Annotated in this window: 16 protein-coding genes and 1 pseudogene; 6 read left to right on the top strand and 11 right to left on the bottom strand. The window is 57.6% G+C overall.

Annotated elements, in window-relative coordinates:
• Positions 1-2067: 2067 nt before the first annotated feature.
• The 10 genes from XI06_RS22300 to XI06_RS22255 form a co-directional block, all read right to left on the bottom strand.
• A complete protein-coding gene (locus XI06_RS22300) occupies positions 2068-4308 on the bottom strand; it encodes a hypothetical protein (RefSeq protein ID WP_271606512.1) in 2241 nt (746 codons plus the stop codon).
• Positions 4309-4894: 586 nt separating this feature from the next.
• Positions 4895-5248 carry a hypothetical protein gene (locus XI06_RS22295; RefSeq protein WP_271606511.1) on the bottom strand — a complete coding sequence of 118 codons (354 nt, stop codon included), beginning with the start codon at positions 5246-5248 and terminating at the stop codon, positions 4895-4897.
• Positions 5249-5498: 250 nt separating this feature from the next.
• Positions 5499-6740, bottom strand: a complete 1242-nt coding sequence (locus XI06_RS22290; RefSeq protein WP_271606510.1) for a cytochrome P450 — start codon at positions 6738-6740, stop codon at positions 5499-5501.
• A gap of 328 nt (positions 6741-7068) precedes the next feature.
• Entirely contained in the window at positions 7069-7950 is an 882-nt protein-coding gene (locus XI06_RS22285; protein WP_271606509.1) for a pantoate--beta-alanine ligase, read from the bottom strand.
• 200 nt (positions 7951-8150) lie between these two features.
• The gene (locus tag XI06_RS22280) at positions 8151-9632 is read right to left on the bottom strand and encodes a pentapeptide repeat-containing protein (protein ID WP_271606508.1); all 1482 of its coding nucleotides are present in this window, start codon (positions 9630-9632) and stop codon (positions 8151-8153) included.
• An 870-nt stretch (positions 9633-10502) separates the two neighbouring features.
• The gene (locus tag XI06_RS22275; protein ID WP_271606507.1) at positions 10503-12227 is read right to left on the bottom strand and encodes a dipeptide ABC transporter ATP-binding protein; all 1725 of its coding nucleotides are present in this window, start codon (positions 12225-12227) and stop codon (positions 10503-10505) included.
• Positions 12228-13091: an ABC transporter permease gene (locus XI06_RS22270; protein WP_271606506.1), complete on the bottom strand. Its 864-nt coding sequence runs from the start codon at positions 13089-13091 to the stop codon at positions 12228-12230.
• The gene (locus tag XI06_RS22265) at positions 13088-14074 is read right to left on the bottom strand and encodes an ABC transporter permease (protein WP_271606505.1); all 987 of its coding nucleotides are present in this window, start codon (positions 14072-14074) and stop codon (positions 13088-13090) included. The genes XI06_RS22270 and XI06_RS22265 overlap by 4 nt, the downstream gene beginning before the upstream one ends.
• On the bottom strand, positions 14049-15734 hold the full coding sequence (locus XI06_RS22260; RefSeq protein WP_271606504.1) for an ABC transporter substrate-binding protein: 1686 nt from the start codon (positions 15732-15734) through the stop codon (positions 14049-14051). Before XI06_RS22260 ends, XI06_RS22265 begins: the two co-directional genes overlap by 26 nt.
• A 35-nt stretch (positions 15735-15769) precedes the next feature.
• Positions 15770-17110 carry an NtaA/DmoA family FMN-dependent monooxygenase gene (locus XI06_RS22255; RefSeq protein WP_271606503.1) on the bottom strand — a complete coding sequence of 447 codons (1341 nt, stop codon included), beginning with the start codon at positions 17108-17110 and terminating at the stop codon, positions 15770-15772.
• Between the two features lie 806 nt (positions 17111-17916).
• Here XI06_RS22255 and XI06_RS22250 point away from each other — a divergent pair.
• The 5 genes and pseudogenes from XI06_RS22250 to XI06_RS22230 form a co-directional block, all read left to right on the top strand.
• Positions 17917-18669 (top strand): annotated as a pseudogene (locus tag XI06_RS22250) (IS1595 family transposase); the annotation flags it as partial.
• 828 nt (positions 18670-19497) lie between these two features.
• Positions 19498-20406, top strand: coding sequence for a hypothetical protein (locus tag XI06_RS22245; protein WP_271606502.1), 909 nt, complete (start codon positions 19498-19500; stop codon positions 20404-20406).
• 297 nt (positions 20407-20703) lie between these two features.
• Positions 20704-21093, top strand: coding sequence for a hypothetical protein (locus XI06_RS22240; protein WP_271606501.1), 390 nt, complete (start codon positions 20704-20706; stop codon positions 21091-21093).
• A 113-nt stretch (positions 21094-21206) separates the two neighbouring features.
• Positions 21207-21479, top strand: a complete 273-nt coding sequence (locus XI06_RS22235; RefSeq protein ID WP_271606500.1) for a hypothetical protein — start codon at positions 21207-21209, stop codon at positions 21477-21479.
• A 513-nt stretch (positions 21480-21992) separates the two neighbouring features.
• On the top strand, positions 21993-22937 hold the full coding sequence (locus tag XI06_RS22230; RefSeq protein WP_271606499.1) for a hypothetical protein: 945 nt from the start codon (positions 21993-21995) through the stop codon (positions 22935-22937).
• Between the two features lie 622 nt (positions 22938-23559).
• Here the strand turns inward: XI06_RS22230 and XI06_RS22225 are convergent.
• Positions 23560-24000: a VirK family protein gene (locus tag XI06_RS22225; RefSeq protein WP_271606498.1), complete on the bottom strand. Its 441-nt coding sequence runs from the start codon at positions 23998-24000 to the stop codon at positions 23560-23562.
• A 603-nt stretch (positions 24001-24603) separates the two neighbouring features.
• On the opposite strand from XI06_RS22225, the gene XI06_RS22220 reads away from it, so the two are divergent.
• Positions 24604-25569, top strand: a complete 966-nt coding sequence (locus XI06_RS22220; RefSeq protein WP_271606497.1) for a hypothetical protein — start codon at positions 24604-24606, stop codon at positions 25567-25569.
• Positions 25570-26234 lie beyond the last annotated feature (665 nt).

Genomic DNA, 26234 nt, shown 5'->3' with positions numbered 1-26234 from the left:
TGCTTTTCGCTAGCGCGGCCGGGCTCTTTGCCATGCTCATGATGCCGGAGACGGCGCCACTCGATGCGAGCCATCGAACCGAAGGGCGCTATGGGTGTGGCATGAAAAAGCATTAGAAATTCGACCAGCTCTAGATCGAGCTGCAGCTCGCATCGGAACACAGCGTCGCGACTTAAAACGACTTTTCGCGTTTACCCAACCTACACCGATGCGGCGGCCGTGCTATTAGCGGTATTCACGGACTGGCTGAAAGTGAGCAATCGATTTGATGATCTTAAGAGAATTGAGATGGCGCCGCTTGCCCTGCCAGTTTAACCGTACGCGATGAGGAGGCGGCCGCTGTCGGAGCAAGCGGCCGCACGAGGCTCGATCCTCGTTCACTGTTTGACCTATTTTCGGTCCTCAGTGCCGCACGCACGAGGGATCGGTCAAACAAAAGAACAAGTCGCAGATACCATCCAACGGGTCGTCCGCGCACTGAGGATATGATGTATCGGCTACCTCAACCCTGCCGGCAATCGGTTGCGCCGCAACTTTTGGAGCAAAAGGAGGCACCGCCGCCGTTGCAAGCGCGAGGGCGCTCGCCGTCACTAACACAGACTTTTTCATCCGAGAAATCGCTTCCCTAGGTTAGCCCCAACCGTCCTCGAGGGTCTATATGACGACGCTGTAGACGGTAAAATTGATTTTCTTGATCATATCTATCTAAGGAATGGATAAGTTCGGACATCACCGTATGGCTCTGTGGTAACCCACTCGGAACTTGCAATCTGCTTCATGATCGAACGCTCGACGGGTCTCGGAGTGGCCGATGCATGTCTCGGAGCACTATTGTCCGAGCAAGGCCGCAGTCGGTTTGCATGGTCCCGAAGATGCGCTGCCCAAACGCACGTGCGTTACGCCTGGACGCACGATTGTTCATCATCGAGTGAGAGGGCTGCGAAAACCGCTTACCGATTGTTTTTTCGGCTGCAGGCCACAAGACAGGGCTCCGACGGAGGCGGCCGCGGCGGCATGCTAGCGGCGTAGCGGGACTGCGCTCGCCAAAACTTGCAACGTCGCATATGGTTATGTCGGAATTTCACAAGCGATGAGACTAGTCAGCTTATCGACAGCTCAGAGTCCTAGCAGGAGAACATCTTAATACAGATAAGAGGCTCGACCTGATCAGCTCGATGCGGGAGAGGAGAATGTGCCGGCCGCCCTCAACATAGCTGTTCGAAAACCGGAATCGTGCGGATGTCTGGCGGCCATCATTGGGGCGCCGGACCAGCGAGCGTGTTCGGCCCCTCCAGCTTGAGCCGCGCTTCATGGTCGCCCGCTTCGTCTTCTCGATGGATCGTCGCGTGATGGTTTTTCGCGATTTCCGACTCCGAAGCGTCCCAATCCGAAACCTCAGAACCCGGCTCTCCCCTCGCGGCGCGTTGGAGTCGGTCGCTCGTGACGGCGACTGAACAGCAGCGATATGACTGACCTACGCCCATATATTGGGATTGTCGGGGCGGCTCGGCGCCCATTGGCAGTTGAACCGAAGCAGTTGCGACGTCACTTGGCTGGAGGCGCTCGAGGAAGAACGACGAGCCCCAGCATCTTTTGGGGGCCAAGGAGGCGTGATGCTGGGGCCGTCGTAGCCTTATGCAAGAGTAGCAAACAGGCAGCGTTGTTGTGCACCGCCTGGTTCGATTCGTCAAAGCGGCCGGAATGCTTAGCTCCCTTGCACCCGGAGCATCCGCGATCTGTCGAAGCTCTGCCGAGAGTTTGCGCGCCAGTTTGCCGCGGGCAGGCAGGTGAAAGTCCTGTTACATCCGGGCGGATCGCCGCGGGCATCAGGGACATGTTTTCAATCTGCAATACTCAGCGACCTAACTTCTCGCATGGGCGCCGCTGTTCGCCGCAGCCAGAATGGCAGCTTGCTTGTGGAACAACCGACAATCCTCCGGACCGCCGGCTGATACCTTGCCGTGAGGTGAGTTCTCTCCCGAGCTTCTCTCAGGCAATCCTCCGCGCCGGTCCGGGAGGAATGAACGCTGCCACCGAACGGCTCACCGCCGCAAGGCAACCAGCTCACTAGATTCCCAGTCGAGCCATCTGCGCTGAAACGTGCTCCGGATCGGGAAGCGGCTGCCACGGCCGGCCAGCGGCGATGCTCAACAAGGACCTGCAGAACGCAGGCGTCAGCTTGCCGCGGTGGATCACGACGTTCTCGTGGCCCTCGGCGGCTCGAGCGTTCTGCCACTGCTGATTGTATCCCCGCTGTTCGTCGGACTTCACGTGGCACGCGGCGAATTCACGATCGCCGAGCGTTGCCAATTGCCGGGTATGTACGGGCCACTTGGTATGGATGTGCACCCACATCGGGCTTGCCGTCGCACCACTGCCCAGCGCCTTGGGCTGTAGCTTGATCTCGAACAGCCTCCCTGGCTCTCCTTTCAACGCGCGCGGTCGATCCACTGACTCCAGTTCCCCCGCCGCTCGCAACCGCTCAAGGTACCTTTGCGATGGAAACGCATAGGTTTTCATGCAATCCATCATGATTTCTGCCTTTGGCGCCTCCAAAAGGTTGACCTGTCCCTGCGCCTCGGACCACATCATCTTGAGCCGGACTATCTTTTGGTGCACTTCGGGCACTTGCGAAGCCGTGAGCAGGCCACGTCGGCGAGGCTCCTCCAGCGCGGCTACACAGGCCTTGATCTCGGCGACCTGCGTCTGCAAGCGATCAACGATAAGATTTAAGACGTGGTCGGCGTCCTCTGGCTTCATCTGGCGCGCTTGCGAGACGGCGCTTTGCTGAGCCGGCAAATTAAACTGCAGCAGTTCATCCAGTCGCTCAAGCAACCCCGCCAGGGCTTCCTTGGACGGCGGCGCCTGCCACATCCGGAGGTGCTCGGTTGCAGCGGATGAGGCGCGTGCTTCCTCCATGGTGGCGAGCTTCTTGGTACCGACATCTGAGCGCACGATAACCTTGCGCGTCGGAGCGGTAGCGGTATCGGGCCTGGCGAGTTGCGGCTCGGATGAGCTGGCCGTTGAACTCCCCTCGCCTGCATCCGCTGCGCCCCTTCCTTTTCCTTTTCCTTTTCTGCGACCTGAATTGCCTTGGCTCACCCCGGCAGTATTTTCCGGCAGCGCAGCCCAAGCCGGCGGTTCAATCGTGGCTGGCGTCGTTGGCTGCAATGCCAGCAGCCGCATGACCTCGTTCGCGGTCACCCACGCCCCTTCCACGATCTCGTCCAGCAACTGCAGGGGAACTTCAGCTCCCGTTCCGATCTGCCTCAGGCTGGCAACGATGCCGCTCAGGCCGGATGCAAATTCCGAAAGCCGCTCCATGACTCCTTCCAGAACGGCGCGATGCTCCGCGTCGAGCACTGCTCCATCGCGGTTCAGAACGGCGTCGCACGTGGAGACGAATGCCGGAAAAACATCCCCGATGAAGGTCCCGAGCAGACGCCCCCGCCCGCTCTCGTCCATCAGGGCATCGCGCACGTCTGGGTCGAGCGTGCTTGCTCGCGAGTCAATCAAGAGCTCCGCGAGAGCGATCCGCGCTTGCAGATACATGCACTTCGTATTGAGAGCCCAGCCAGTATGCAGTCTTAGTGCGGCCTCTTCGGTCTTGCGCATCTCGGGCGTGCTGCTTGGCAAGCTGGCAGTAGCAGCACAGACAGACTGCATCCGCTCGAAGCGCAACACCTTCTTTCCCCACCATTCCATGCAAGCTGCATAGTAGTTCGCCACGCTTTTAAACGCGTCGCTCACCTGGACGGGCGTACCGATGGGTGTGATCCCCTCGAGAACCAATGTTGCTTTCTTTCTATCCTTCTCCAGCTTGTAGACAATCTGGGTGGCCACTGCGTTACATTCTTCGGCCGCGTCCAGCGTGTCATCGCGGAGCCGGCGAGCCCGATCGTCGGGCAGAATGCGACGCGCCAAATTGGCGGGCAGATCCGCGTAGTACTCCAGAACTGTTGAGCCTGCTTTGATGACCTGATCGATCAGCTCTTGCGCCTCTTCCAAGTTCTGGGCGTGCGTGGCCGCTCGGCGGCTGGTTTCAAGCTCCTCAAGCAGGCTGGTCATCTTTCGCCTTGCTGCCTTTATCTGGTCCCGGGCTGGCGCCGCCACCTCTGAACTTGAGGTGCCAAGCGCCGCAGTTCTGTCATGAGGCCCAGAGCGCATCCGTTCTATGACAGCATCGAAAGATTGACTGAGTGCTCCCGGGAAGAGGCTGGGCTCCACGTTCGAACCGCTCACGTCTCCGCTGTTGCCGGCTCCTGCGGCCCCAGCTTCCGATGCGCCGGCGCGGCCAATGCCTGTCATGCTTCGTCTCCGATAAAAGTCGCGAATGTGCAGTCCGTCTGGATAGACCGCCTGACTGACGACTAGCTGACCAAAAGCGTTCTTGCGGATGCACAAGAAAGCCGATGTCACCTGAAGTTCCATTTCCATCGGAGCCCTAATGTTGCTGAGAGAGTGATGCGGGTAACTGCGTCAGTGTAAGCAGTCGCGACGTAACCGCGGCTGAGGTGCCCTGACCTCGACGCGATCCGGTACGAGTCTTGCCCTCTGCCGATGGCTCCATTCACGCCGACCAAGTCAAGTCGTCCCCAAATGTTAGTAAGTAGCCGGGAGAACAGTCGGGGGCCAATCGACGAATTATGGTCAAGCAGAAAGGGCCAGCTTATAGATTGGCAGACCTACGCTCGCCACACGCGTGCTGCTAACGGAAAGGGGACTTTGACATAAGAGCTTAACAATCTAGCGCCCGTACACCGACGACGAGATGCTGAAGGACGATCAGCATCGATATTTTTCCTCGTGCCGACCGGCTGAATCGACCTTCCGCAGATCCTCAGGGCGCATTTCGCAAAAGTGCGGCGCCCCTCCGGGCCCGGTGAGATCACCTTCATAGAAATAGGGCAGTGAGCGTACCAAGCGTACCGAGCATCAGCCCGACCAGCGAACCGACTGTCGGCACGTCTCCAAAGAGCAGAAGGGTGAGTATCGGTTCCACTACCAGAATAGCTCCCACCGATATCGCGACAATGATCCAGATATTCTTCAGATGCATGTAGCCCAGCGCGTATCCGAAAACGAGAAGGATGCCACCGAGGGATATCAGGAGAAACATCGGCCACAGCATTGCCAAATCACCGCCGCTCTTTCCAAATTGCCTTGAGGCCCTCAACTCGGCGAATATCGTAAGCGCTTCTCCAAGGAAAATCGCTGCCACCGCTACAATCTTCAATATCAGGTTCATCGGCCTGTACGGTTCTGGCTATCCAAGGCAGCCTGGATGCGGCATCGGAGTTGCCGTTGCGTTGCCTTTTCGGCATGTCAGGCGACTTGCAAGTGGACACGCGCGCCTCACCTATCGCTTCTCGCAGGTCGTCAAGCGTCTGCTAGGTCGGATTTCGCGTCGATCACCTCACCTGGGCCGCTTGCAGAAAACAACGAATGATTCGGGACAGGCCGGGCTCCGCCGCCTGTGTGAGCGGAGCAATCTCGGCCTAGGCTGCAATCCGCACCGGGAGAGCGGAATAGCCGTGCACGAAGTTGGACGCAATCCGCTCGGGTTCGCCGACCAACTCGAACTCCAAATCCGCAGTCAAAATCTCCTCCCAAAGCACTCTCAGTTGCAGTTCCGCAAGATGTCGACCAAGACAGCGATGGATGCCGAATCCGAACGAGAGATGCTGCCTCACATTCTTGCGATCGATCATGAACCTGTTGGCATTCTCAATGATTTCTTCGTCCCTGTTACCCGAAATGTACCACATGACGACCTTGTCGCCCTTCCTGATCTGCTTGCCGCCTACGACGCTGTCGATCGCGGCGGTGCGGCGCATGTGTGCGATCGGTGTCTGGTACCGAATAATCTCGGACACGGCACTCGAGACCAGCTTGGGATTGTCAGCTAGCTTTCGCAGCTCGGAGGGGTACTGACTCATGAACAGAAGGCCGCCGGTAATCGAGTTGCGCGTGGTGTCATTCCCACCAACGATCAACAGAATCAGATTTCCGAGAAACTCGCTCGGTTCCATACGGCGTGTGGCAGGCGAATGCGCCATCAGGGAAATCAGGTCGAGGCGCGGCTCGGCTTTGATGCGCTCGTTCCAAAGCCGGGTAAAATAGTCCAGACACTCGGACAAGATTGTGCTTCGCTTCTCCCAGCTGTCGATGGCATGGCCTGCTTTCGGAGCTGTAACAGCTACGTCTGACCAATAGGTCAGCAGTCGCCGATCCTCAAATGGAAAATCGAACAGCGTGGCGAGCATTTGCGTCGTCAACTCTATCGACACCATGTCCACCCAGTTGAAGGCCTCATTGCGCGGCAAGCCCGCGAGAATCGCTCTGACCCGAGACCGGATCAAGCTTTCGAGCTTCGTCAAGCTATACGGTCCGACGATCGGGCTGACGGTATTGCGCTGCTCGGCGTGCTTGGGAGGCCCCATCTTGATGAAACTCGGGGTCCAGTGCTCGCCAGGCACATCGACAATAATGACACCTTGCTCTGACGAGAACGCTTTGTGGTTTGTGTCTACGGCTACGATATCCCGGTATTTCGTTACGGACCAATATGGACCATAAGCGCTGTCTTGACAGTAGTGAACGGGATCTTCCTTTCGCAACCGCTCAAAGCAAGCCCACATGCTATCGTCTTGAAAGCGCTTGCCTTCGCTGACATCCAGCTTGCTCAGCGGGACAACACACGAATCCGCAGCCGTATAATCTTCCGATCGCCTTGTCATGATCATCTCTGCAGATTCTGCTCTCGAGAGCTTACGGTCTGGCGCGATGCATTGCTTTGAGGCGCTGCAAGCGCTTGGCTGCGACGCGCTGCTCGACCAGGCTATCTCACAGTGCAGCTAACCTCGCCCTACCATGTCCGGCAGTAAGGATCGCATTGACATTCCAAGTCGATACTCCAGGGATCAGTGAGAGCTCTCAGCCCTGGTTAGCGATGGCTATGCGCTGGAGGCAACATCGAGCCGAGTACACCTTCATAAGGTGACCCTCGCCTTGGGATACGCCCGGATCGGATAGCTTTCTCAAGGTCATGGATGAATAATCGTCTGGCTAGGACTGTTCAGGCAGATCGATCCAAATATCCGAAGGACCCTTCAGGAGCGCATCCTGATCTGGAACGTAGATACTATCGAAGATCCTGAGATCATGAGCCGTTGCCGCTCCAAAAATTACGAAAGGGAGCTTGACTTGCTCCAGGTCTTCGAAGTTGTCAGCGCCCACGATTCGAACAAAATCGAGTTTGAAGTGTCGGAACTTGATCTGAGATGTGGCCGACGCGACCAGATCCTTCACCCTTGATACGCCTTTGGCGATCTCTTTTCTCGAATGGTTGAGTGCCGTGAAGAGGCACGACAGCTCATCAAGCTCGGAACGGCTAAATCGCCTCAAACGCGACGAAATGGGCACTCCGTTCTTGTATCTCACGGTCGGCACAAACCTTATCTCGCAATCCAGAAGGAGGTCTGCGACGGCGCGCTTCACCAGGATCGCCTGACCGATATCTTTAAGGCCGAAGTAGCTGCGAGTTGGCCTTGCATAGCAGATCCAGCGGACTGCCCCGGTAACGGCTTCCTTCAAGTATGCCTCAGGCCCCCCTAAACGCAAATGACAGTCGCCTTGCGATACAAAGGTTCGATAGCCAGGCGGGAACATTTCGGTGTCATTGGAGGAAATCACGGCAGTTGCTCCCGAACGTAATGCAAGTCCAATATCCTCGTCCAAATTGAAATCGTAGGTTCCACCTGGTCGAAGCTGGATCTTGTTCGGGTAGATTGTGACGATCGCGACATCATTCTCCGATGCCGCCCTTCTGATCAGTTCTGCATGCCCAAGATGAAGGGCGCCGAGAGTATGTACCGTCCCGATAGTCTGCCCTGTTCTCGCCACCTCCCGGATGAACGCTTTACCTGTGGAAAGACATGCCAGATGCATTTTCCTACTCCAGTGTCTTTGAACGCCAAAAGAGCGATCTGATTGGTCGGATCGCGCAGAAGGTCTGCCCTGCCTCTCGTATCCGCCGCCAATGCCAACGAGTAGCGCTTTAGCGCTCGCTCCCAGATCGGACGACCGCCCAGACCTGTCTTACGCTCACCGAAACTGCATTCCCTTCTATTTTGCAGTCTCCGGAGCCGTCAGGTCGACCCTTCTCGACCCCGTCTGATCAACGATGAGAATTCAGTTAGATAACTTGATGGCTCGCGTGGCTGATTCCCCTTCAGAGCGGCCTGTAGGCCCGGACATCGGTCTGCAAAGAACGGTGGCTCGAATGTGGTTATCTTAGCGCCCGAAAAGTCCACCTTAACGAAGCTGGCCTGGAACGGCGACATTCCACTCAGGTTCGCCTCGCGCAAGGACGATTGGTTCATACGAACGTACGCAGCCCGCGTTGCCTCCAGATTTGTTCTCGTCATTCCTGCGGCGAGATATGCCTGAACGAGATTTGATCCTTCGAGATTTGCCTCATCCAGTGCCATTGATTGCGGGGGATCACCGGTGATCATCGACCTGTAGAGATAAGCATTGGATAGGTCTGCGCGTTCGAGATCGCAGTCGCGCACAAAGGCACAGCGGCCGCGAAAGCCTGATAATTTGGCGGCTCGCAGTGTGCTCTCTGTTATCGAAATGCATTCGCCTGATGCCCGAGACAGGTCCGCTCCGTCGAGCTGGCAGGAATGAATCGATGCACCGTCGAGCACGACTCCGACGAGGTTTGCGTTGGACAAGCTTACGGACAAAAGCCGCGCCTCGGTCAGGTCTGCCTGCTCAAGCTCCGCATTCGGAAGATTTGACAAGTGAATGTCAGCGAATGGTGCGCTCATCCCTCGCGCTGCAATGCGGCCGCTTACCTTTGAGAGTCTCAGATATGGAAGATGAGCGCCTTCCAGGACAAGACCATCGACCGAGGTGGGACGCACAATCGATAAACAGTTTCCCTTTGACTGGAAGAACGAGCAAGACCCCAGATGTGCTTTCGTGATCGTGAGTTGGCTCAGCTTGGCAAAACGGAAGGAAGCGGAAGGAAGGAAACATTCATTGATGGTCGAACCCTGTAGCTCCGCACCATCGAATACAGCATCACTCGCGTCGCATTGGTAAGCGAGAAGCCCGCTGAACATGGCGTTATCAAAGCGTGTCCTTTTCATGCTGCAACCGTGAAACAGGCTGCCTGTTGCATCAATTACGTTGCGCAGACTGGCATCATCGAAGTTACAGACCTGCGCTGCAATCGCATGCATATACGCAAAATCGAGCTTGGCCCCGCGGAAACTTGCCCGCTCTAGCCCCGGACAGATAAGATTCGCGCCAGAAAGGTCTGCCCGATCCAACTTTGCTCCGTACAGCTGCGCGCGATTGAGGGTACAGCGTCGCAACGGGAAATCTGACAGGTCGTGACCGTTAAAATTCTCGGAGGATAGCTGCAAGCCAATCCCGGTCCTTCTGATCGCCTCTTCGGTTCGCCTCCCGACGGCGGCCACCGCGCGCAGCCGATCGGCAGCTCGGCTCCAGTACCGAACAAAGTCGCCATCTGATGAAAGATTGTTTTTCGAATCTGACCAGTGCTCTGCCCCTTCATTCGCAGTGCGCTCGCTATTAGTGCCGATCGTTTGCGACATGACGACGATTCCGTATTGCCCGGATTACGGGGGCCTTTTATCGACCTCTTTTTGCTCCGCCTTGGAGGTACGCTATGCGACCTGTGGCGAACTCGTCGGCGAAATGGCGACACGACGCGTCGATGAGGCGCCTATTGTGTCGGCGACCTCGGCAGCTGGCACAGTTGAGCACGTCAGCCGAATTCTAGTCATGCGCCCCCGGGGCACTACCAAGTCCAGCAACGCTGACAACGCGACGGTCGCTTGACAGTGCCGATATGTCCCGAAGTTGTGTTTTGTCTCGTCGGCTCTTGCAGGCAAATCCAAATCGCTCTCCATCAAACCGAATGCGAAAACTTCAAGGTCTTGCTCCTTTTTCAGAATGTACCCACGGCTTCCGGGCGGTCGTCCAAGGGCTGAAGTCAGCCCCTACTAGGCGTTACCTCATTTCCGATAGCAATGACCGTGCCAGCCGCATCAGTCGCAATTAAGAGCTGAATAGGCGTCACGAAATCGATGTTGAAGCCGAATGTTTTGAACCTGACAAACACGCTCTCGGTGTCAGGGACCGCACCATGAGCGCGAGGCTATCGAGATAGGCGAGCGAGCTCGTTTGCAGGAGCACAAAAGCCGCCTCGTCCTTTTCCGGGCACGCAATCGATGACCTGCAATCGACATTTGCGGATCGCCGACCTCGCCGATAGCGAGTGTTCGAACGCGGATAGCCCTGCTCCGCTCGCCGACCGGCCCATGTAGCGGGAACCCGTGCCACAGACTATCTTCGTCGAGCGATGAACGTGCGCGCAATCGTGACCAACTCGGTGCACAAAGGCGAATGCCCTCGCGATCGGAGATAGGCAATTTATGATAAAGGATCGAATTCGAAGGCATTCATGCGATGCCTTCTTCGAGGATCGCAGCTGAATGACCTATCTGGTGGTCGCGCACAAGGCGCGGCATGGCGGCGATAAGGCTCTTGGTATATTCAGATTGTGGATTGCGAAATATCTCTTCAGTCGCCCCACTATCGACGATTCTCCCCCGGCGCATAACTATGACCCGATCGCTGATGTGACGAACAACGCTGAGATCATGCGAGATGAAGAGATAGCTTACGCCGACATGGTCCTTCAGATAGCCGAGCAGGTCCAAGACCTGGGCCTGGATCGAGACGTCGAGCGCGGAAACCGGTTCATCGCAGACGATGACGGCAGGATTTGGTGCGATCGCGCGTGCGATCGCAACGCGCTGGCGCTGACCGCCCGAGAGCTCGAGCGGTCGTCGGTCCAGCAAGGCCTGCGATAGCCCGACCAGATCGAGCAGCTCGATAACGCGCTCCTGCCGCTTGCGCCGTGTCTCAACGTCACTCGAAAGGCTGTCGGATATGATGCGTCCGACCGTCCAACGTGGATCAAACGAGCCAAGAGGATCCTGGTAAATGATCGATAGCGACCGCCGCCGCCCCCGCCGTTCGCCCTCGGCGAGCGTGGTCCAGGGCTGGCCGGCGAACTGAACGGCTCCCTCGTCAGGTTCGTCGAGCGCCAGGACCATGCGCGCCATCGTTGACTTTCCTGACCCGGACTCGCCTACGATGCCTAAAGTCTCGCCGGATCGCAGTTCAAAGGAGACGCCGTCCACAGCCGCCCGTAAAGTGCCATCCGGGCCCTTGAAGCGCTTCACCAGACTTTTCGCTTCGAGCAGGATGGGACGAGATTTCGGCGGCGATTGCACGGCGGCCTGCGCTTGTCGGACAGGCGAACGCACAATAGTCGATGGTGAAAGGCGTGAGCCGCGCGGCCGGCCCGAGGGCACGGCGTCCAGCAGCTGCTTAGTATAGGAGTGCCCCGGATCTTTGAATATTTGGACGGCGTTGCCGCGTTCGACGACCTCGCCTCCTCGCATCACGAGGATCTCGTCCGCCACGCGGGAGACCACTGCCAGATCGTGACTGATCAGGATTAGAGCCTTGCCTCTCGTTTTGGTCTCCTCAAGGAGTGACAGCACATGAGCTTGCGCCGTCACATCGAGAGCGGTGGTCGGCTCGTCGGCGATCAGGATGCGGGGATCGAGCGCAAGTGCCGAAGCGATGAGAGCCCGTTGACGCTGGCCGCCAGATAATTGGTGCGGCAGCTGCTCGGCCTTGATCTCGGGGTCAGGGACACCGACGAGCTTAAGGAGAGCAATGACGCGCTGCGCGAGCTCCTCGCGTGATGATACCGCACTTTGCAGGAGCAAACCTTCACCAATCTCTTTGCCGATCCGGCGAAGCGGGTCAAGCGAGACGAGTGCATCCTGTAATACAAAGCCAATCTCGTTGCCGCGGATGCGCCGCCAGGCACGATCGCTAAGACCCGTCAGATCCGTCCCGTCCAAGCTTAGCTGGCGTGCATGAACATTGGCGTAGCGACCAGCGAGGCCTATGAGAGCCCTCGCAGTCACACTCTTGCCCGAACCGGATTCTCCGACAATCGCAAGGCACCGTCCCGGTCGCAGCGAGAAGGATATATTGCGCACAACCGCTTTCTCGTCGTTGCCGCGACCGAAGGAAACACGAAGCGAATCGACCGTGAGGAGGTCTGGCTGCTGCGGGACAGGCTGGAGGCGACCCTGCGACATTCACGTTTTTCCTTCCAGACGGTCCTGTAGAGAGCGCCCGATGACGGTGAGGCTAAGGGCAAACGCCGTAACTGCCACACCGGGTACGATCTCCAGCCACCAGGCGTAGATTACATAATTGCGCCCGGCATTGAGCAGCGCGCCCCATTCAGGCGCCGGGGGAGCGACGCCGAGCCCTAGAAAAGCAAGACCGGAGGCCCATATAATCGCCTGACCTACGCCGATCGTCATCATTGCCGTCAGCGGGTTCATGGCGTTGGGAAGAATATGCCTCCAGACAATACGGGGAAATGGATGGCCTAGCACCTTAGCGGCCTCCACATACCCGGTCCCCTTGACGGCAAGCATCTGGCCTCTGATCATGCGCGCATAGCCTGGCGCTGTGCCGATTCCGACAGCTATGACCTCAGTGAATACCGACGGCCCAAAAACGGTCACGAACACAAGGGCGAGCAGGAGCGTGGGAATTGCGAAGAGCACGTCGACAAACCCGCTCAGTATGCTGTCGCATACGCCACCAGACAGTGCGGCGGCGACGCCGAAAACGATCGCAATGGACATGCTCAGCGCCGTTGCGCCTAGTCCAATAGCCAGGGATTGGCCTGCCCCCTCGACTACTCGAGAGTACAGATCTCGACCCAATTGATCAGTTCCCAACCAATGGCCGATCGACGGAGACTGCAATGACGATCTCAAATCAATAGCGAGCGGATCGTGCGTCTGCAGCACCTTTGGCGCCACAGCCGCGAGGGCAAAGAGGCCAATGACGGTAAGACAGGCGGCAACTCGGAACGGAACATGGCGGACAATTGCCAGGACTTCTTTGAGCGGCCCAGAGACGGTGGCTTCGGCGAACATGCTCATGTCAACTTGATCCTCGGATCGACCACCCGGTAAGTCAGATCGACAATCAAACTGACAAGAACGAACAGACCGGCAGAGATCAAAACAGCTCCCGAGACAATCGGAACGTCTCTCGAAGACGTTGCAGCAACAAGAACACCACCTAGGCCTTGACGGGCGAAAACCACCTCAATCAAAATCGCGCCCGAGAGAAGTTTGCCGAGCGCCCACCCTGATAAAGTAATGCCGGGCAATGCGGCGTGGCGGAGGACATGGCGAAGCCTGACGCCGAACTCACTCATACCTCGGGCCCGCGCGGATGTAACGAACGGCTGCTCGAGCACGCGCGTGAACTCGTTCTGAACGACTTGTCCAAAAAAGCCCGAGAGTTCAAGAGCCAACGCAACTGTCGGCAGAATGAGCCCGACCGGAGAACTTCCACCGATGACCGGAACAATGCGCAGCTTTACCGCAAAAACAACCAGCAGAATTGTGGCCAGCCAATAGGGCGGCGCGGTTGCAAAAAAGACTTGCGTGTCATTGAGCAACTTCGCCCATATGTTGTCTCTGCCAGCGATGAACAAGGTCGTCAGGATTGCGATAATCCATGCGAACAGCAGCGCGGTGACCGCCAGAATAATGGTAGGGCCAATCTGTTCCGCGATGATCCCTGCGACAGGCCGATGCTGCTGGTATGACACGCCAAGGTCCCCATGCAGGATTCCTAATATGTATTTTCCGTATTGAGTCGCGAGCGGTTGATCAAATCCGTATTTCGCATTGACCGCCGCAAGTTCTGCCGAAGACGCCAGTCCGACGTTGCCGCTTGTCGCATTGATGATGATCTGGGCGCGATCGCCGGGCAGCACACACTGAATTACGAACGCAAACGTTGCGGCAGCCCACACCACAGCTAGGCCTGACAGTATCCGACGCGCGAACCAAACAATAGAATGATGGGCTACTATCTTCATGGCATCATTTGTCGTCAAAATGAGCGTCATAGAAGACGGGTTCGCCAACTGACCCGCGGTCCAGCCAAACGTCTTTCAGGTTCGGCTTGGTCGCCAAAGTTACGTCCAGCACCGTGAGGCCAATCACAGGAGCCTCATCCACGATCTTCCGTTCCGCCTGCTGGTAGAGGGTGGTACGTTCAACCGCATTAAACTCCTGCTCGGCTTTTTGAATGACGCCCCAAAGCGTCAGATCCTGGTAGCGTGAGGGATTGAAGCGATTGGACTCGCCATTCTGATCGGGCTTCCACGAGATTCGGAATATCTCGGCCCCGGGGGCAACCCAATAGAGGAGAACGACCTCATAATCATCGGGTCCGAGGTTTTTGCCGGCGAAGAAATCAGCCGGATTGGTGGGTTGAAGACGAACTTCAAAACCGGCCTCCCTTGCCTGTTGCTGGATAACTTGCAAGGCTTGCTCGCCATCCGGCTTCAGAAAAGCGTTCGAATAGGAAATGCGCACGATGAGCGGATTGCCGTTCTTGACACGAACGCCGTTACGATTGCGCTCAGTCCACCCCCCCTGATCAAGCAGCTGATTGGCCTTGCGAACATCGTATCCATAGGAATGGCCGAGCTCGCGCAGGTATTCCGGCGAGCTCTGACTTAGCGCCCCGTTGCCCTCAAACGGCAAGGAGCCAAGGAAGGATGTATCGACCGCGGCCCTTCGGTCAGTAGAATAGGCAAAGGCCTTGCGGACGAGCACGTCGTCAAATGGGGGCCGGGCCGTATACAACGCCAAGCGCAGGGGCGTGCCGCCGGTAAGGTGCCGCAATACTGGAAAGCGGGAGTTGGCGTCCTTCCATGCGACAGCTGGGATATCGTATATCGCATCGGTCTCGCCCGTGATCAGCGAGCCGTATCGGACAGTCTGATCTGGCAGAAACTTCCAGGTGATCCCGTCAACGTAAGCCGGCCCCTGATGTTTTGCGGTGGCCGGGGCCGAATTGTAGTCGGGATTGCGGCGGAAGGTGACTTCTCGTCCATGGCGCCACTTGTCGACAATGAATGGGCCAGAACCGACAGGGTTCTCGCAATTGACCGCAAGTCCACGTTTGAGTGCCGATGGCGAGAGAATGCCTTGTGAGGATTGGGCGAACACGTTCAGCAAGGGCTGGAACGGCACCTTTAATTTTACCTGCAACGTCAGAGGAGCAATTGCAGTTGCCGATTCGAAGCTATCGCCAAGATAGGGAGCAGCAGTCGGATTGCGAAGATCGGGATCGTTGCTAAGCCATCCGTTGATATTGTCGGCGATAGCCTGCGCATCGAGCGCAGTCCCGTCAGTGAACTTTACTTTCGGCTTTATCTCGAATGTGTACACCTTTTTGTCGTCGGAGATGGTCCAAGACTCGGCCAGCCATGGCACAATGTTGCCGCCCTCGCCGCGCGCAACCAGATTATCGCTGTACTGACGTTGCAGATACCATTGCTGCACCCAGCCCCCGAACAGGCAAGTAGGCTCTTGAAAATGCCCGTAACGAATAACGCCTCCTCGCTTTACGCTACCGGTTGACCCTTCTTGAGCATGGATGCTTGATGGCAGTTGCGACAAGCCCAGGAGCACGAGAAGGGTCGCCTTCACGGTACTTGCTGGATAGTTCGACTTTCCAGTGAAGCGCCTCGTTGACCGCGCATTCGACAAATGCATATCCAGTCTCCAAACCATCTGATGTTGAGGAAGCGTCATAACGGTGAGCTAGCTGTGGCTCGTGCCGGCTCGAAAGGAATGGAAAGTCCGAAATGCTCTCGCAGCGTCTGCCCCCGATATTCTTTGCGAAAGAGGCCGCGCTTCTGAAGGATGGGCACCACATTGTCGACAAACGCTGAAGTGCCATCTTTCAGCACGTCCGGAATGATATTGAAACCATCAACCGCGCCAGCGCGAAACCATGCCTCAATCGAGTCCGCGATCTGCTCGGGTGCACCCACGAGCAAGCGGTGGCCAAACGCTTGAACGCTGCTGATGATTTCGCGAACCGTCCGACCTTGACGAGCCAGGGTCTCAATCGTGCGATGGTGACCGACAGAAAACGGAACGTCGTCTGCGGTAGGCAAAATCTCCTCCGGGATTGGCTTTTCGAGGCTGAGCTTCTCGACCGCCACGCCCATGCTTCGTGCTAGAGCGACGATGGCGCCCTCCAGATCGAGCAGTCCGTCGAGGTTTTCCTTGCGACGAGCCGCTTCTCCCTCGGTGCCCCCGATACAGGTGACAAGGCCTGGCAGGATGAGCGGAGCCGCAGGGCGGCCGAATTGCCGAGAGAGTGCGCGCAAGCGCTCTGCCTCCTGCAGAGCCGTTGACAAGTCCCCGGCTGCCGCGAACACGACGTCTGCACTGCGGGCCCCAAGCCGTAGTCCGGGATCCGAACCGCCCGCCTGAACGATGACTGGGTGACCTTGGGGCGAAGCGGGGTGCGTAAGTGGGCCTCGGATGCCGAAACTATTAGTAGCGGGATCGAGCAGGCGGAACTGACTCTGATCTGCGTAAACACCCGCAGCCGGATCGGCGATGACCACCTCGCCGCTCCAGCTCAGCCAGAGAGCACGGACCGTTTCAACAAACTCCTCCGCACGTCTATAGCGATCCGCCCGCCCGACCTCTCGACCGCCAAAGTTTGCAACCGTCGCCGGACTCGAGGTCGTGACTGCGTTCCACGCAACGCGGCCGCGGCTGATCACATCGAGCGATTGGAAGCGCCGGGCGAGATTGTATGGCTCGTTGTAGGTAGTCGACGCCGTCGCAATCAGGCCAATTCGCTCCGTTTCACGTGCAATCACAGCGAGAACCAGCGTCGGTTCGAGCCCATTAAGCGGCGGCTGGTGCGTAATGTCGGAACTTATGGCGGGGGTATCGGCGAGGAATACAGCGTCCAGCAAACCATGCTCCGCAATCTTCGCAGCGCCGACGTAGTGCTCGATGTCGAAAAAGGCGTTTGGACTTGTGCCCGGCCAGCGCCACGCGGCGGAATGACCACCGGCACCATGAAGATTTAAGCCAAGATGAAGCATGGAGTTATTCGAAGACATCACAGCCCCTCATGCGGCGGCCTCTGAGCCGCCTGGCGGATCTTGTGGACAAGTCGATCTCGGCAGCCAGCCTGCCCTTTCGCGCAAAGCTCAGCGTGAATGTGCTCCGGGCAGCCAATCTGAGAGATAGACAGCAAACAGGCGGCTGATTCTGATGTGAGAAGAATGTCACCAAAGAAGCTTTTGCTAGCTCTTGCGATCTTCTCCGAGCGGGCGCGGCCGAGACGAGCTTCGACCACGCTGGTTGCCGATTGACGCCGAATGACAGCTTGTCTCCAGCGGCCGGTTGCTTCCACAGGAGTACACTCACATCGCTCTCCAGAATCTATCAAGAAGCCAGCTCCTTTTCAGGAAGATGTTTTGGATAGCATTCGCGATCGAGACGTTTGGACTGCTGACTTGCGATCAATGATCAAACAGAGAATCTTTAGAGGTCCAGACCATGCAAACGCAATAGTTGAGTATTTCAATCTACTATCGTCTGTTGGCATCCTCTTCTATTACGATGTTTACCTTTTCCATCGCTTACCTCAAGACGCTTTCTGGTCAGGCTCGCCGAACACGCGCTGTGTAATTGCAGCGACTGCAATTGGCAGCGCCGGCGCGAAGCGAGAGAGATGTCTCGATGTGTTCGAGAACAAGCGGCAGTTTTGGCGCGACATGATTGGTCGACCGCTTGCTGCCGCGTTGCAAAGTGACATCCGATCAATAAGGCGCCGCCAGGCCCACCATCTAATAATGCGATGAAACATTCTAGATTGTAGATGCTTCGACGCTTCGAGGCTGCATGGTTCTGCACCACGCCCGCCAGCCGTAAGCTCTCAATCCGCGACTATCTCTTGGCTATTGCGATCTTCGCCAACGGCGCGAAGGGCCACAGCGCGCTCCAGCTCAGCCGCGATCTGGATTGCCAGTACAAGACAGCCTTAGTCTTGCTCATAAGCTCCGCGAAGCGATGGCATCAGAGGCCGGTGGAAGTTGATGGGCTTTCTTCGGCGGCCACGCGCGTCCGGCGAATAACAAGGCAAGCCGCCGCGACCGCCCCTTAACCGAAAACCGGACCAGCAAGCGCCTCGTTGTGGTCATCATGCGTGAGCGCGGCGGCTTGACGCTGCTCTTCGTCTTCAAGTCTGAGGAAGCCGCCGTTGTGACGATCGCGCGCACCGTGCAGTCCGGCCAGTACGGTACACGCTGACGAAGCCGCCCATTGGGATGCGCTGCGTGCTCGCTTCCTGACGAAGCGGATCAATCACATCGAAGCCTATTCAGATGGTGAGGCTTGCACTAACCAAGCGGAGTCCTTTTGCTCGCGCCTACGCCGCGTCGAGATTGGCATCCATCACCACGTTGCCGGCTCCTATTTGTCGGCCTATGCCAGCGAGATGGCTTGGCGTGAGAACAATAAGCGGCTCTGCGGCTTGGCGGAGGATGCTGCGAACAATCCGGGACATCTCGCCCCGGTTGCTTCAATCCTTCGGCGGCCCGAAGGCCTTTGGCTTGATTGTCTCGACCTGAAAATCAGGATCGAATTGGACAATAGTGGCGTCCAATGCCGCTAGGTCCAAGACCATCTTCCGCAAGGCTTAGTGGGTCCGCTCTATGTCGCCAGCTAACTCGGCCCGGCGCTTTACCAACCCGTTAAGCACAAACTCATTCATCGCAGCCTCCGTGCAGGTGCCTGCACGATCGGTAGCTAGGCTGGCGGCGGCGCCGCCTGCCGTGGCTTGGTGAGTTTGCTACCTAATGCCGGTGTTTTGCGACCAGCCTCCGGGAGGCCCGCGCGACTCCTCGCCCCAATCAGCAGTCCAAACAGAGCACAATGAGCTTCACGCCGGCGCAATCACGAGCCCAATGGCTGCGGCATCGGCTACTCGGATCAGAGCTAGCATCTCGACGAACCAACGACATCAGCTCGCGCACAATGCAAGCTAGCCCAGATAGATTTATCCACGCAGCGCAAGCTCACCGATTGCAGCGCTTTCGCGAACTGCTTCTCCCGGACCATTCACATCGCGCTGCCGTGGAGCTGGGCGGGGGCGAAGGGTTCATCTCGCCAAACTCAACTCTGCAATGAACAACAGGCTCGCCCACACAGCGGCAAGGGCCCGAAATGTACTTCAACCAACGTGCCTGGTCAGCTATTCGACAGCTAAGCCCTGTATCATAGCAATATCTCTATCCGGACTAGCAGGCCCACTTGATGGCTCATGACCGCAAGGGAAGGACCTGGATCCTGAGTCAGCCCGATCCGTACGCCCTCAACATACGGACCCGAGCACCATATCCGCTGCAATTTTATCGAGATTTGCGCCCGGCCCGGCCTCTGACCCTTATCGGACCCAACTTTGCTCGAATGACATTGACAAGGCAACCAATGGGAGAAGGGAATGGACCCATTTGACAACGTCAACCCGTCCGCGGCTCGCATCAGTTACGTCGAGCCGCAACAGGAAGAGACTGCGCAATCAGACTTTGAGCTGCGGCTTGGAGAGCATCGGCCAGTCCTCCCAGCACCAGCTTCATCCGGGGCTGGATCAACCCGAACTGCAACGGATGGCAATAGGAGAGCGGACCTTATCCCGCAGAACGAACGGTGCACAGCCGCATCCTTTGTAAAAGCGCGCGCTCAACTCGCCGCAACGCTGACCTGCGCGAACATTGCGGAACTCAGAAGAGACATCGAATTCGCTGCGCAGACATCAAGACCGTGGTCAGGAGCGACTGAACCGTCGGCCGGCGGCGTGGATAGTAGCCGCGTTTACGACGACGTGTTGGCATCCTCATACGCGGAGCTGCAGCGCTTTCAAAACCACCCCAGCCATTGCAAGCCGCGCGGGTTGGCCAATCAAAGCGCAATGGCCCATTTGCGTTTCATGGCGGCTTCGCGTTTCAAGGCCGCCCCCTGGAATATCTGGGGAGGCCAACGACTTGATCTGGGTCGCGCAGCGGCAGAACACATGAGGGGCGACACCAGTTCTTCGCCCTTCGTGTCGCTTTCGGAGGAGGCCTCACGACTGCTCCTCTCGCCGGACGACGACAACGAGTATGGCGCCAAAGTGATCGCGAAAAATGCGAATGGGTTGCACACGTACACGGTGCCGAGGATCACCGCTTGGACGGCCGAGGAGATCGTCAGTATTCTTGAGGACGGAACTGAGGATGATGAACCCAATCTGGCCTGGGTGAGCGATACCCCAACTGAGGAGCGCGAGGTACTGTTTTTGGGCGGGAATCTGGATGACTATTGGACCGCTAGCGCATCGAATCCCTACAGAAAGTTAGGGAAAGAAGATTGAGGGTGGCTTAGCAACGTAACTTGGCTGTTTCCGATGCTCGGAAAATCGAAAGCAGCTTTCGCTCCGTCTATAGTGCTCCCCCCGAGCTGGCCATCGGGGGGAGCTGGCCGCGTATCGCACCTGGAACAATTTCAGCCGAAGCCTGGACCGTCTTTACCTTTGCCCGCGCTCGTCGAGGGGTTCGAAACGGCACTTGTCTACCAATATTCATTCTAACTTGCCGCCCGGCCAGGTCAGATTTTGGAAAGCTAACGTGAGTAGCGAAAGAACGAGGAAACGAAGCCAGCGGACTGCAGCATGGATCGATACAACGCTATCAACCCAGCGCATAAAGATTCCGCTGCGTCAGGTACCACGGTTGAACAGCCCAAAGAACCGCAAACGGTGTTCGAGCAACACTTGCGAGAGGTGCGGCAGCTCGGCCCGGTATATTCCCATAGCGGGCTTTATGACATCACCGAACAAGACGATCGCCTCATCCAAGCAGCGTCTGGTGCTGCCCTTGACCGAGGCCCACCGCCAAAGGCGATTACCATCGAAATGTATGACCGTCGGCTTCGCAAATTGGCTGAGCTGCTGAAGCAGTCTGGTCATCGATTGCTGAGCTCGATAACGACACGCTGCTCGAGCGCGCCAAGAAGCTACTGCCAGAAGACAAGGTCATCTTCTCTGCGTTATCAATGGTGAGTAGGTACCGGGAGCCAACCGATACCGCTCCGCCCCTTAGAACACATTATCGTCCCTCGAAGGAAGACGCCAACCTCATCAGAGAGGCTACCTAGGCGGGCTTTGGTCGAGCAATGGACGCAAAAACCGCCGGAAGTAACGCTAGCAATCTTCGCAAGCTAGCCGCAGCACTGCGCCCCTTGTCCATTGCAAAGCTCAGCCACAAAGCGCTGCTCGGCCATGCCGATGCTTTGTTTCCGAAGGACAAAAAACTCATCTACGCGTTGAACAGGCTGAATGACTACCGTCGTATCGCGGGGCGCGACAACTCGCCGACTTACGGGGGCGCCTCAGCGCCAGTCAATGCAGCCGGTCGCCGATTTGCCCGTCCAGCTTCTCGAACGTGAGCGGCCTTTTGGGGAACGCGGACGACTCATCGCCGGCGGGCGATTTCAATGCTCAGCAGTTTTGGGAGGGAACGGGTTTGACCACTCGTTCTCCCGCGCGGCGTGTTGCACAGGATATGCTTTTAGACGCTGTGCGCCAAAACGATGTGCCTCCACCTTCCAGCGTCGATGCGCCGGTACTTTGGCAGGGAATGCGTGCCACCGCCCCCTCGCCCCTGCAGAGTTTCGCCCAGGAGCGCTTTTTGATGCCGCCGATCGCGAGGGCCTGCCGCCAGTTAATGCACCGGTGCTTTGGCCGAGCATGAGTTCGGTCGCCTACCCGCCCGTCCAAGATGTCGCTGCTTATCGCGAGGGCTTACCGACGACATTCTACGATGCACCGGTGCGTTGGCCAACAGCTGGTTCAGTCACCCATTCGCACGTGCAAAGTGTCGCCCAGGAAGAGCTTTTCGATGCCGCGAATCGAGACTTGCGCCTGCTTTCGATCTGGAGGCATCGAAGTTATGGGCGGCAATGGAGGCGACAACCTATAGCACCGGCGGAGCGGATCCTTTCGATGCCGTGATTTGGCAGCCCAGCTCACGGCCGCAGGGCCCCGCCTCTGAAAAAGACTTTGGACGGACGATGAATCAAGATGGGGAGACAGCCGGCGAGAGCTTTGACGCCTCCTTGGCCATTACCGAAGGTTTTTCCCATGGCACCCAGCCCGCACCGGACATGATGCGCTCCAAGCTCAGCCGCTGGGGTCAGATGCCGGATGCAGCACAGCGGGTAAAGACCTACGACATTCACGGTGAACGCTATACGGGCGTGTTAGGACCGCGTGGGCGTACCGATCTTCAGCTCATCCATCTACGCTCTCCTGCTGTTGGCGATACATTTGACGATTCATTCGCAGTGCCCAACGATTTTTCCCATCGCACCCAGCTAGCTCCCGACATCATGCTTTCTGAGCTGGGCAAGTGGGGCTTCTTGCCTAATGCGGAATATCCGTTCATGAACTATGAGATTGGGGGCGAACGCTATACGGCCGTGCTGGGGCCAAGAGGATCCAATGACGTTCAACTCATCCATCACCCAAGGTTCGCTTCGAGGAGTGAAGCTGCGTCGGTGAAGCCGATGGCTCCCCCGCATACCTACGACGGCCTCGCATCTGGGCTTGATCGGCCCTCCTGGTTCGAATTGCAGGCGCCAAACCTCCAACTGCCGTCCGCCGCGCCCGTCTCGGGCCATCACCCGCTCCCGCAAGTGCCTGAACTCGGAGATTTCTTCGGCCACGATTGGAGGCACGGCCCACGAGAGGCTTCGCCTCTCGTGATTGACATGCTCCAAAACCTTGGCCTTCTGCCGAGCCGGGGCGTCCCCATGACCCGCTTTTTGATCCATGGCGAGCCCTACACGGCTGAAAGCCTACCCGGTGGCCGCGTTCTTCTCTTTCATTGGCCGCAATTTGGCTGAACGATATGCTGTCGGCACCTTGGGCGCCCCTCAAGCTCCCGTAACCCACGTCGCATATTTTCGGAAATCCGAACCGCGTCGAAGAACAAATGAGGCGGTGAGCCCCCCGTGGCGGCCATTCGCAGCATGATCTTAAGCGGGGATGGTTCAATCACTTCGCGGCTGCATTCGGCAGCACGGAAGGTTCAAGTGAAAGAACCCCAAAAGCCGCGAGCTGAGAGATACCAACTCATCCTGGGGTTGCCGAGGGTCGAGCGAAATCATCGCGAGGCCGCCGCTTGACCGGCTTGTAAATACACTGCCCAACAGGACCGCGGAGGGCGTGGGGACGTACCTTGCCGGGCTCATCTGGAGCGTTCGACTGAGAAGCCGGGGCTCCACCCATACGACGATAGCCCGAACCGTCGATCTCCAATCGCTGAGACGAATGGAGATCGACGGCCCTCGTGCCCTACGCTGGTCAAACAGCAGCAAGTTGGCGCAACTCGATCCTTCCCAGACGAAAAGACGGCAAGAGCAACTCTGAGCGTTCCTGAGATTGAAGGATCGTGTCATAGTGCGAAGGTCTCTACACGATTAACGGATCAACTCTTCGGATCGCCCCTCTTCTCTGTGCTCTTCGTTACCAGATGAACTTTGCGCCATCCGGCAGTTCGCAGATGAATTCGCCCTGGTTCACAAGCTCGGTAGTTCCGACAACAAGCTTCGAGGCTCGCACCGTCAGCTTGCCTTCGCGGCTAAGGCTATGGCGGATGTACTCGGTCACGGCATGTCCAGAGCTGTCGACCGTTTGGTGAGCATTGGAGAAGCTGATTCCGTTCTGGACCGTCACCCTGAATGCATTGATAACCAGACCGGCCTGCGTCGCCGATGCAGGTTTGACGCCCTCCGCGGGGTTACAGTGGCTCATGTCCAGTATGAGCTTCACATTCTTCCCCGCCTGCAGGGCATTGAGCACGTCGGTGTATTTCGGCGATGGCTCATCCGCTCTCGCCAGCGCGCTAACGCTCGCGACCGAAAGCACGGACAACAGGATCGTCAGTCCTTTGCCGGTAATCTTCATATGCTCTTCTCCCTCGATAAGTCCCACAGCTTACGTTTTTCAGGATGTCGCGCTCGCAAGTTGCTTGACGTACTTTCAGCAAGCGCGCTCGCGCCTCTACAAAAACAGCCTGCCGCAATCAGGCGCAAGTCGTTGTGACGGCTATTCCGACATCACAACCTCGTAGGTGAGGTTTCTGGGAGAGAGGTTCGCCTCGCGGGCCTCGACTAGAACGATTTGTTTGGCGGCGGCCGCTTGGAGACCACAAAACGACGAGCGCTCGCGCTGGTCCATTAGGGGCCTAAAGAGCGAGAAAATGCAGCCGTCACATCTGCACAAGCAGATACTCTTCGAAAGACTGAATCAATCAGCCGCATGCGCTTGCTTGTCCATCTTCGTCGGCAAAGGACTGTCTGCTCAAAGCGAGGCGTCCGCAACGAGGTGGTGGGGCGAACGTGGCGGAGTGGTCGAGAAACCCGATCTCAGCCTGATCGAATCAGCAGTGCCAGAAGCGACAAGGCAGCGATTAGACTTAAATGGCCTGTTTTTGCTCCGTCAGCTTCTCGAAAGCTGCACCTGCAACAATCCACTCCGACAGCCGGCACTTCGAAGGGAGAGAGAGAGATGAATGTTGATCCACGGAATGCCGCAGACAATTCCTTTGAGGTTCAGCCGCCGCACCACGTCGGTCGACAGCAGGACGAGCTTAGCGCCCAAACCAGCGCACCGACAAGTTCAGAAGACCAAGCAAGTTTTGAGCAGCAGCTGAATGACGTGGCGCTAGATGGCTTGGATTCGCTCTACCCAACCTCGGAGTCAGTCTCCTTAGCGGCAGATTCCGCGAGCGCCGCGCCCTCATCTGTGCCAAAAGAGGCGACCTCGGAACCCAGTCGTTATCTAGCCTCATCATACGTCAGTGCGCGCGCTCTGCTTGCCGCAACACTGACAGGTGCCACTCTTGAAGCACTTCGGAACGAGATCGAACTTGCCGCTCAACAAGCAGCACGTTGGTCATCGCCGACCGACGCGGCCATTGATCGAGATCGCGTATTCGACGACGTGGCGGGGTCGTCATATGTCATACTGCGGCGTTTTCAAAATCAGGACGCTGATTGCAAGCCGCACTCGGAAGAAAACACGAGTGCAATATCTCATGTCCGCAACACGGCTCGGGATCATTCTTCCGTTGGAGATCCTCTGGAGCGGTATCCCATGGACCGAGCCCGCCAAGCTGGTTGGCATATGCGCGGGAAGACGACAGCATCGCCCTTCGTATCGTTGGTCGAGGATCCGACAAAACTCGTCGTTTCTCGCGATCCTTGGGCAAGAGCGATCGCCAACAACGCGGACGCGCTGCACACCTACACCGTACCGAAGTCCACTATCTGGACGCCCGACGACGTGCTGAGTAGCATTGCGCTTGGAATGAATGCCGAAGATCAGGACAACATCGATGGGGACGTCGATTTAATGTGCTCAGTGGGTAGAACGCCAACCCGAGAAACCGAGCGCCTGTTCCTGGGCGGCAATTTGGAACGCTACCGGACCGCTAACGAGGCAAATCCCTACAAGCGCGAGAGTAATGAGTAGACGGTCTGTCGACTACGCTATTTGGCGGGTTCGCTGGCGTTCAAGCACCAAAACACCGCCCAAGGGGGAACTGGAAAACGGCGCACCAGCTCCGCCTCACGCATAACAGCTTGAGCATAATGGCGACATCACCGATGGCACGATCAACTCGCCGATCGAGCGGTACAGCAGCTGAGGCTGCGACGGAAGACGCACCTCCGACGGTCCGGAGGACGCCGGATCATCCTCTCTCCCTGCCCGCTCGTTGGAGCATTCTTGCATCTTGGATGCGTTGTGACACCGCCCGGCATCAATTTGTTAGCCGCCCCTCCCGGCTGACGGGCGGCTTTGATGAGGTAAGCCGCTGAACGATCCCCCGCCTTAGCTAGATCGGCCTGCCGCGCGGTCAACAGGTGCTTCGGCCGTGTTCGCATCTGGTATTCACTCGTCCGCAGCAAGCGGCGCTGTTGCAGTACGGCCGATCCGCCCCCTGGATGCGTTCCATCAAAACAATCGATTTTGCCGAGCACACCTAAAAGCCCCATAGTCGATCGCAATGTATGGAGGCCGCATTCACGATGACGTCTGGCAATCGATTCTCTCCTCAGTCCCTTGCCGCACAACTTTGCTCGCACGATCGGCCGTCTGCATCTCGGCCGTTAGCTCCCGTCGTCGCGTGGAAGCAT

The organism is Bradyrhizobium sp. CCBAU 11434 (genome assembly GCF_028128895.1).
Classification (GTDB): Bacteria; Pseudomonadota; Alphaproteobacteria; order Rhizobiales; family Xanthobacteraceae; genus Bradyrhizobium; species Bradyrhizobium zhengyangense.
This window is presented reverse-complemented; position numbering and strand designations above follow the sequence as displayed.

Excerpts from the sequence above, each read along its gene's own strand:
- XI06_RS22300 (WP_271606512.1), bottom strand. The coding sequence starts at position 4,308 with ATGACAGGCATTGGCCGCGCCGGCGCATCGGAAGCTGGGGCCGCAGGA.
- XI06_RS22295 (WP_271606511.1), bottom strand. The coding sequence starts at position 5,248 with ATGAACCTGATATTGAAGATTGTAGCGGTGGCAGCGATTTTCCTTGGA.
- XI06_RS22290 (WP_271606510.1), bottom strand. The coding sequence starts at position 6,740 with ATGACAAGGCGATCGGAAGATTATACGGCTGCGGATTCGTGTGTTGTC.
- XI06_RS22285 (WP_271606509.1), bottom strand. The coding sequence starts at position 7,950 with ATGCATCTGGCATGTCTTTCCACAGGTAAAGCGTTCATCCGGGAGGTG.
- XI06_RS22280 (WP_271606508.1), bottom strand. The coding sequence starts at position 9,632 with ATGTCGCAAACGATCGGCACTAATAGCGAGCGCACTGCGAATGAAGGG.
- XI06_RS22275 (WP_271606507.1), bottom strand. The coding sequence starts at position 12,227 with ATGTCGCAGGGTCGCCTCCAGCCTGTCCCGCAGCAGCCAGACCTCCTC.
- XI06_RS22270 (WP_271606506.1), bottom strand. The coding sequence starts at position 13,091 with ATGAGCATGTTCGCCGAAGCCACCGTCTCTGGGCCGCTCAAAGAAGTC.
- XI06_RS22265 (WP_271606505.1), bottom strand. The coding sequence starts at position 14,074 with ATGACGCTCATTTTGACGACAAATGATGCCATGAAGATAGTAGCCCAT.
- XI06_RS22260 (WP_271606504.1), bottom strand. The coding sequence starts at position 15,734 with ATGCATTTGTCGAATGCGCGGTCAACGAGGCGCTTCACTGGAAAGTCG.
- XI06_RS22255 (WP_271606503.1), bottom strand. The coding sequence starts at position 17,110 with ATGTCTTCGAATAACTCCATGCTTCATCTTGGCTTAAATCTTCATGGT.
- XI06_RS22245 (WP_271606502.1), top strand. The coding sequence starts at position 19,498 with ATGGACCCATTTGACAACGTCAACCCGTCCGCGGCTCGCATCAGTTAC.
- XI06_RS22240 (WP_271606501.1), top strand. The coding sequence starts at position 20,704 with ATGGATCGATACAACGCTATCAACCCAGCGCATAAAGATTCCGCTGCG.
- XI06_RS22235 (WP_271606500.1), top strand. The coding sequence starts at position 21,207 with ATGGACGCAAAAACCGCCGGAAGTAACGCTAGCAATCTTCGCAAGCTA.
- XI06_RS22230 (WP_271606499.1), top strand. The coding sequence starts at position 21,993 with ATGGAGGCGACAACCTATAGCACCGGCGGAGCGGATCCTTTCGATGCC.
- XI06_RS22225 (WP_271606498.1), bottom strand. The coding sequence starts at position 24,000 with ATGAAGATTACCGGCAAAGGACTGACGATCCTGTTGTCCGTGCTTTCG.
- XI06_RS22220 (WP_271606497.1), top strand. The coding sequence starts at position 24,604 with ATGAATGTTGATCCACGGAATGCCGCAGACAATTCCTTTGAGGTTCAG.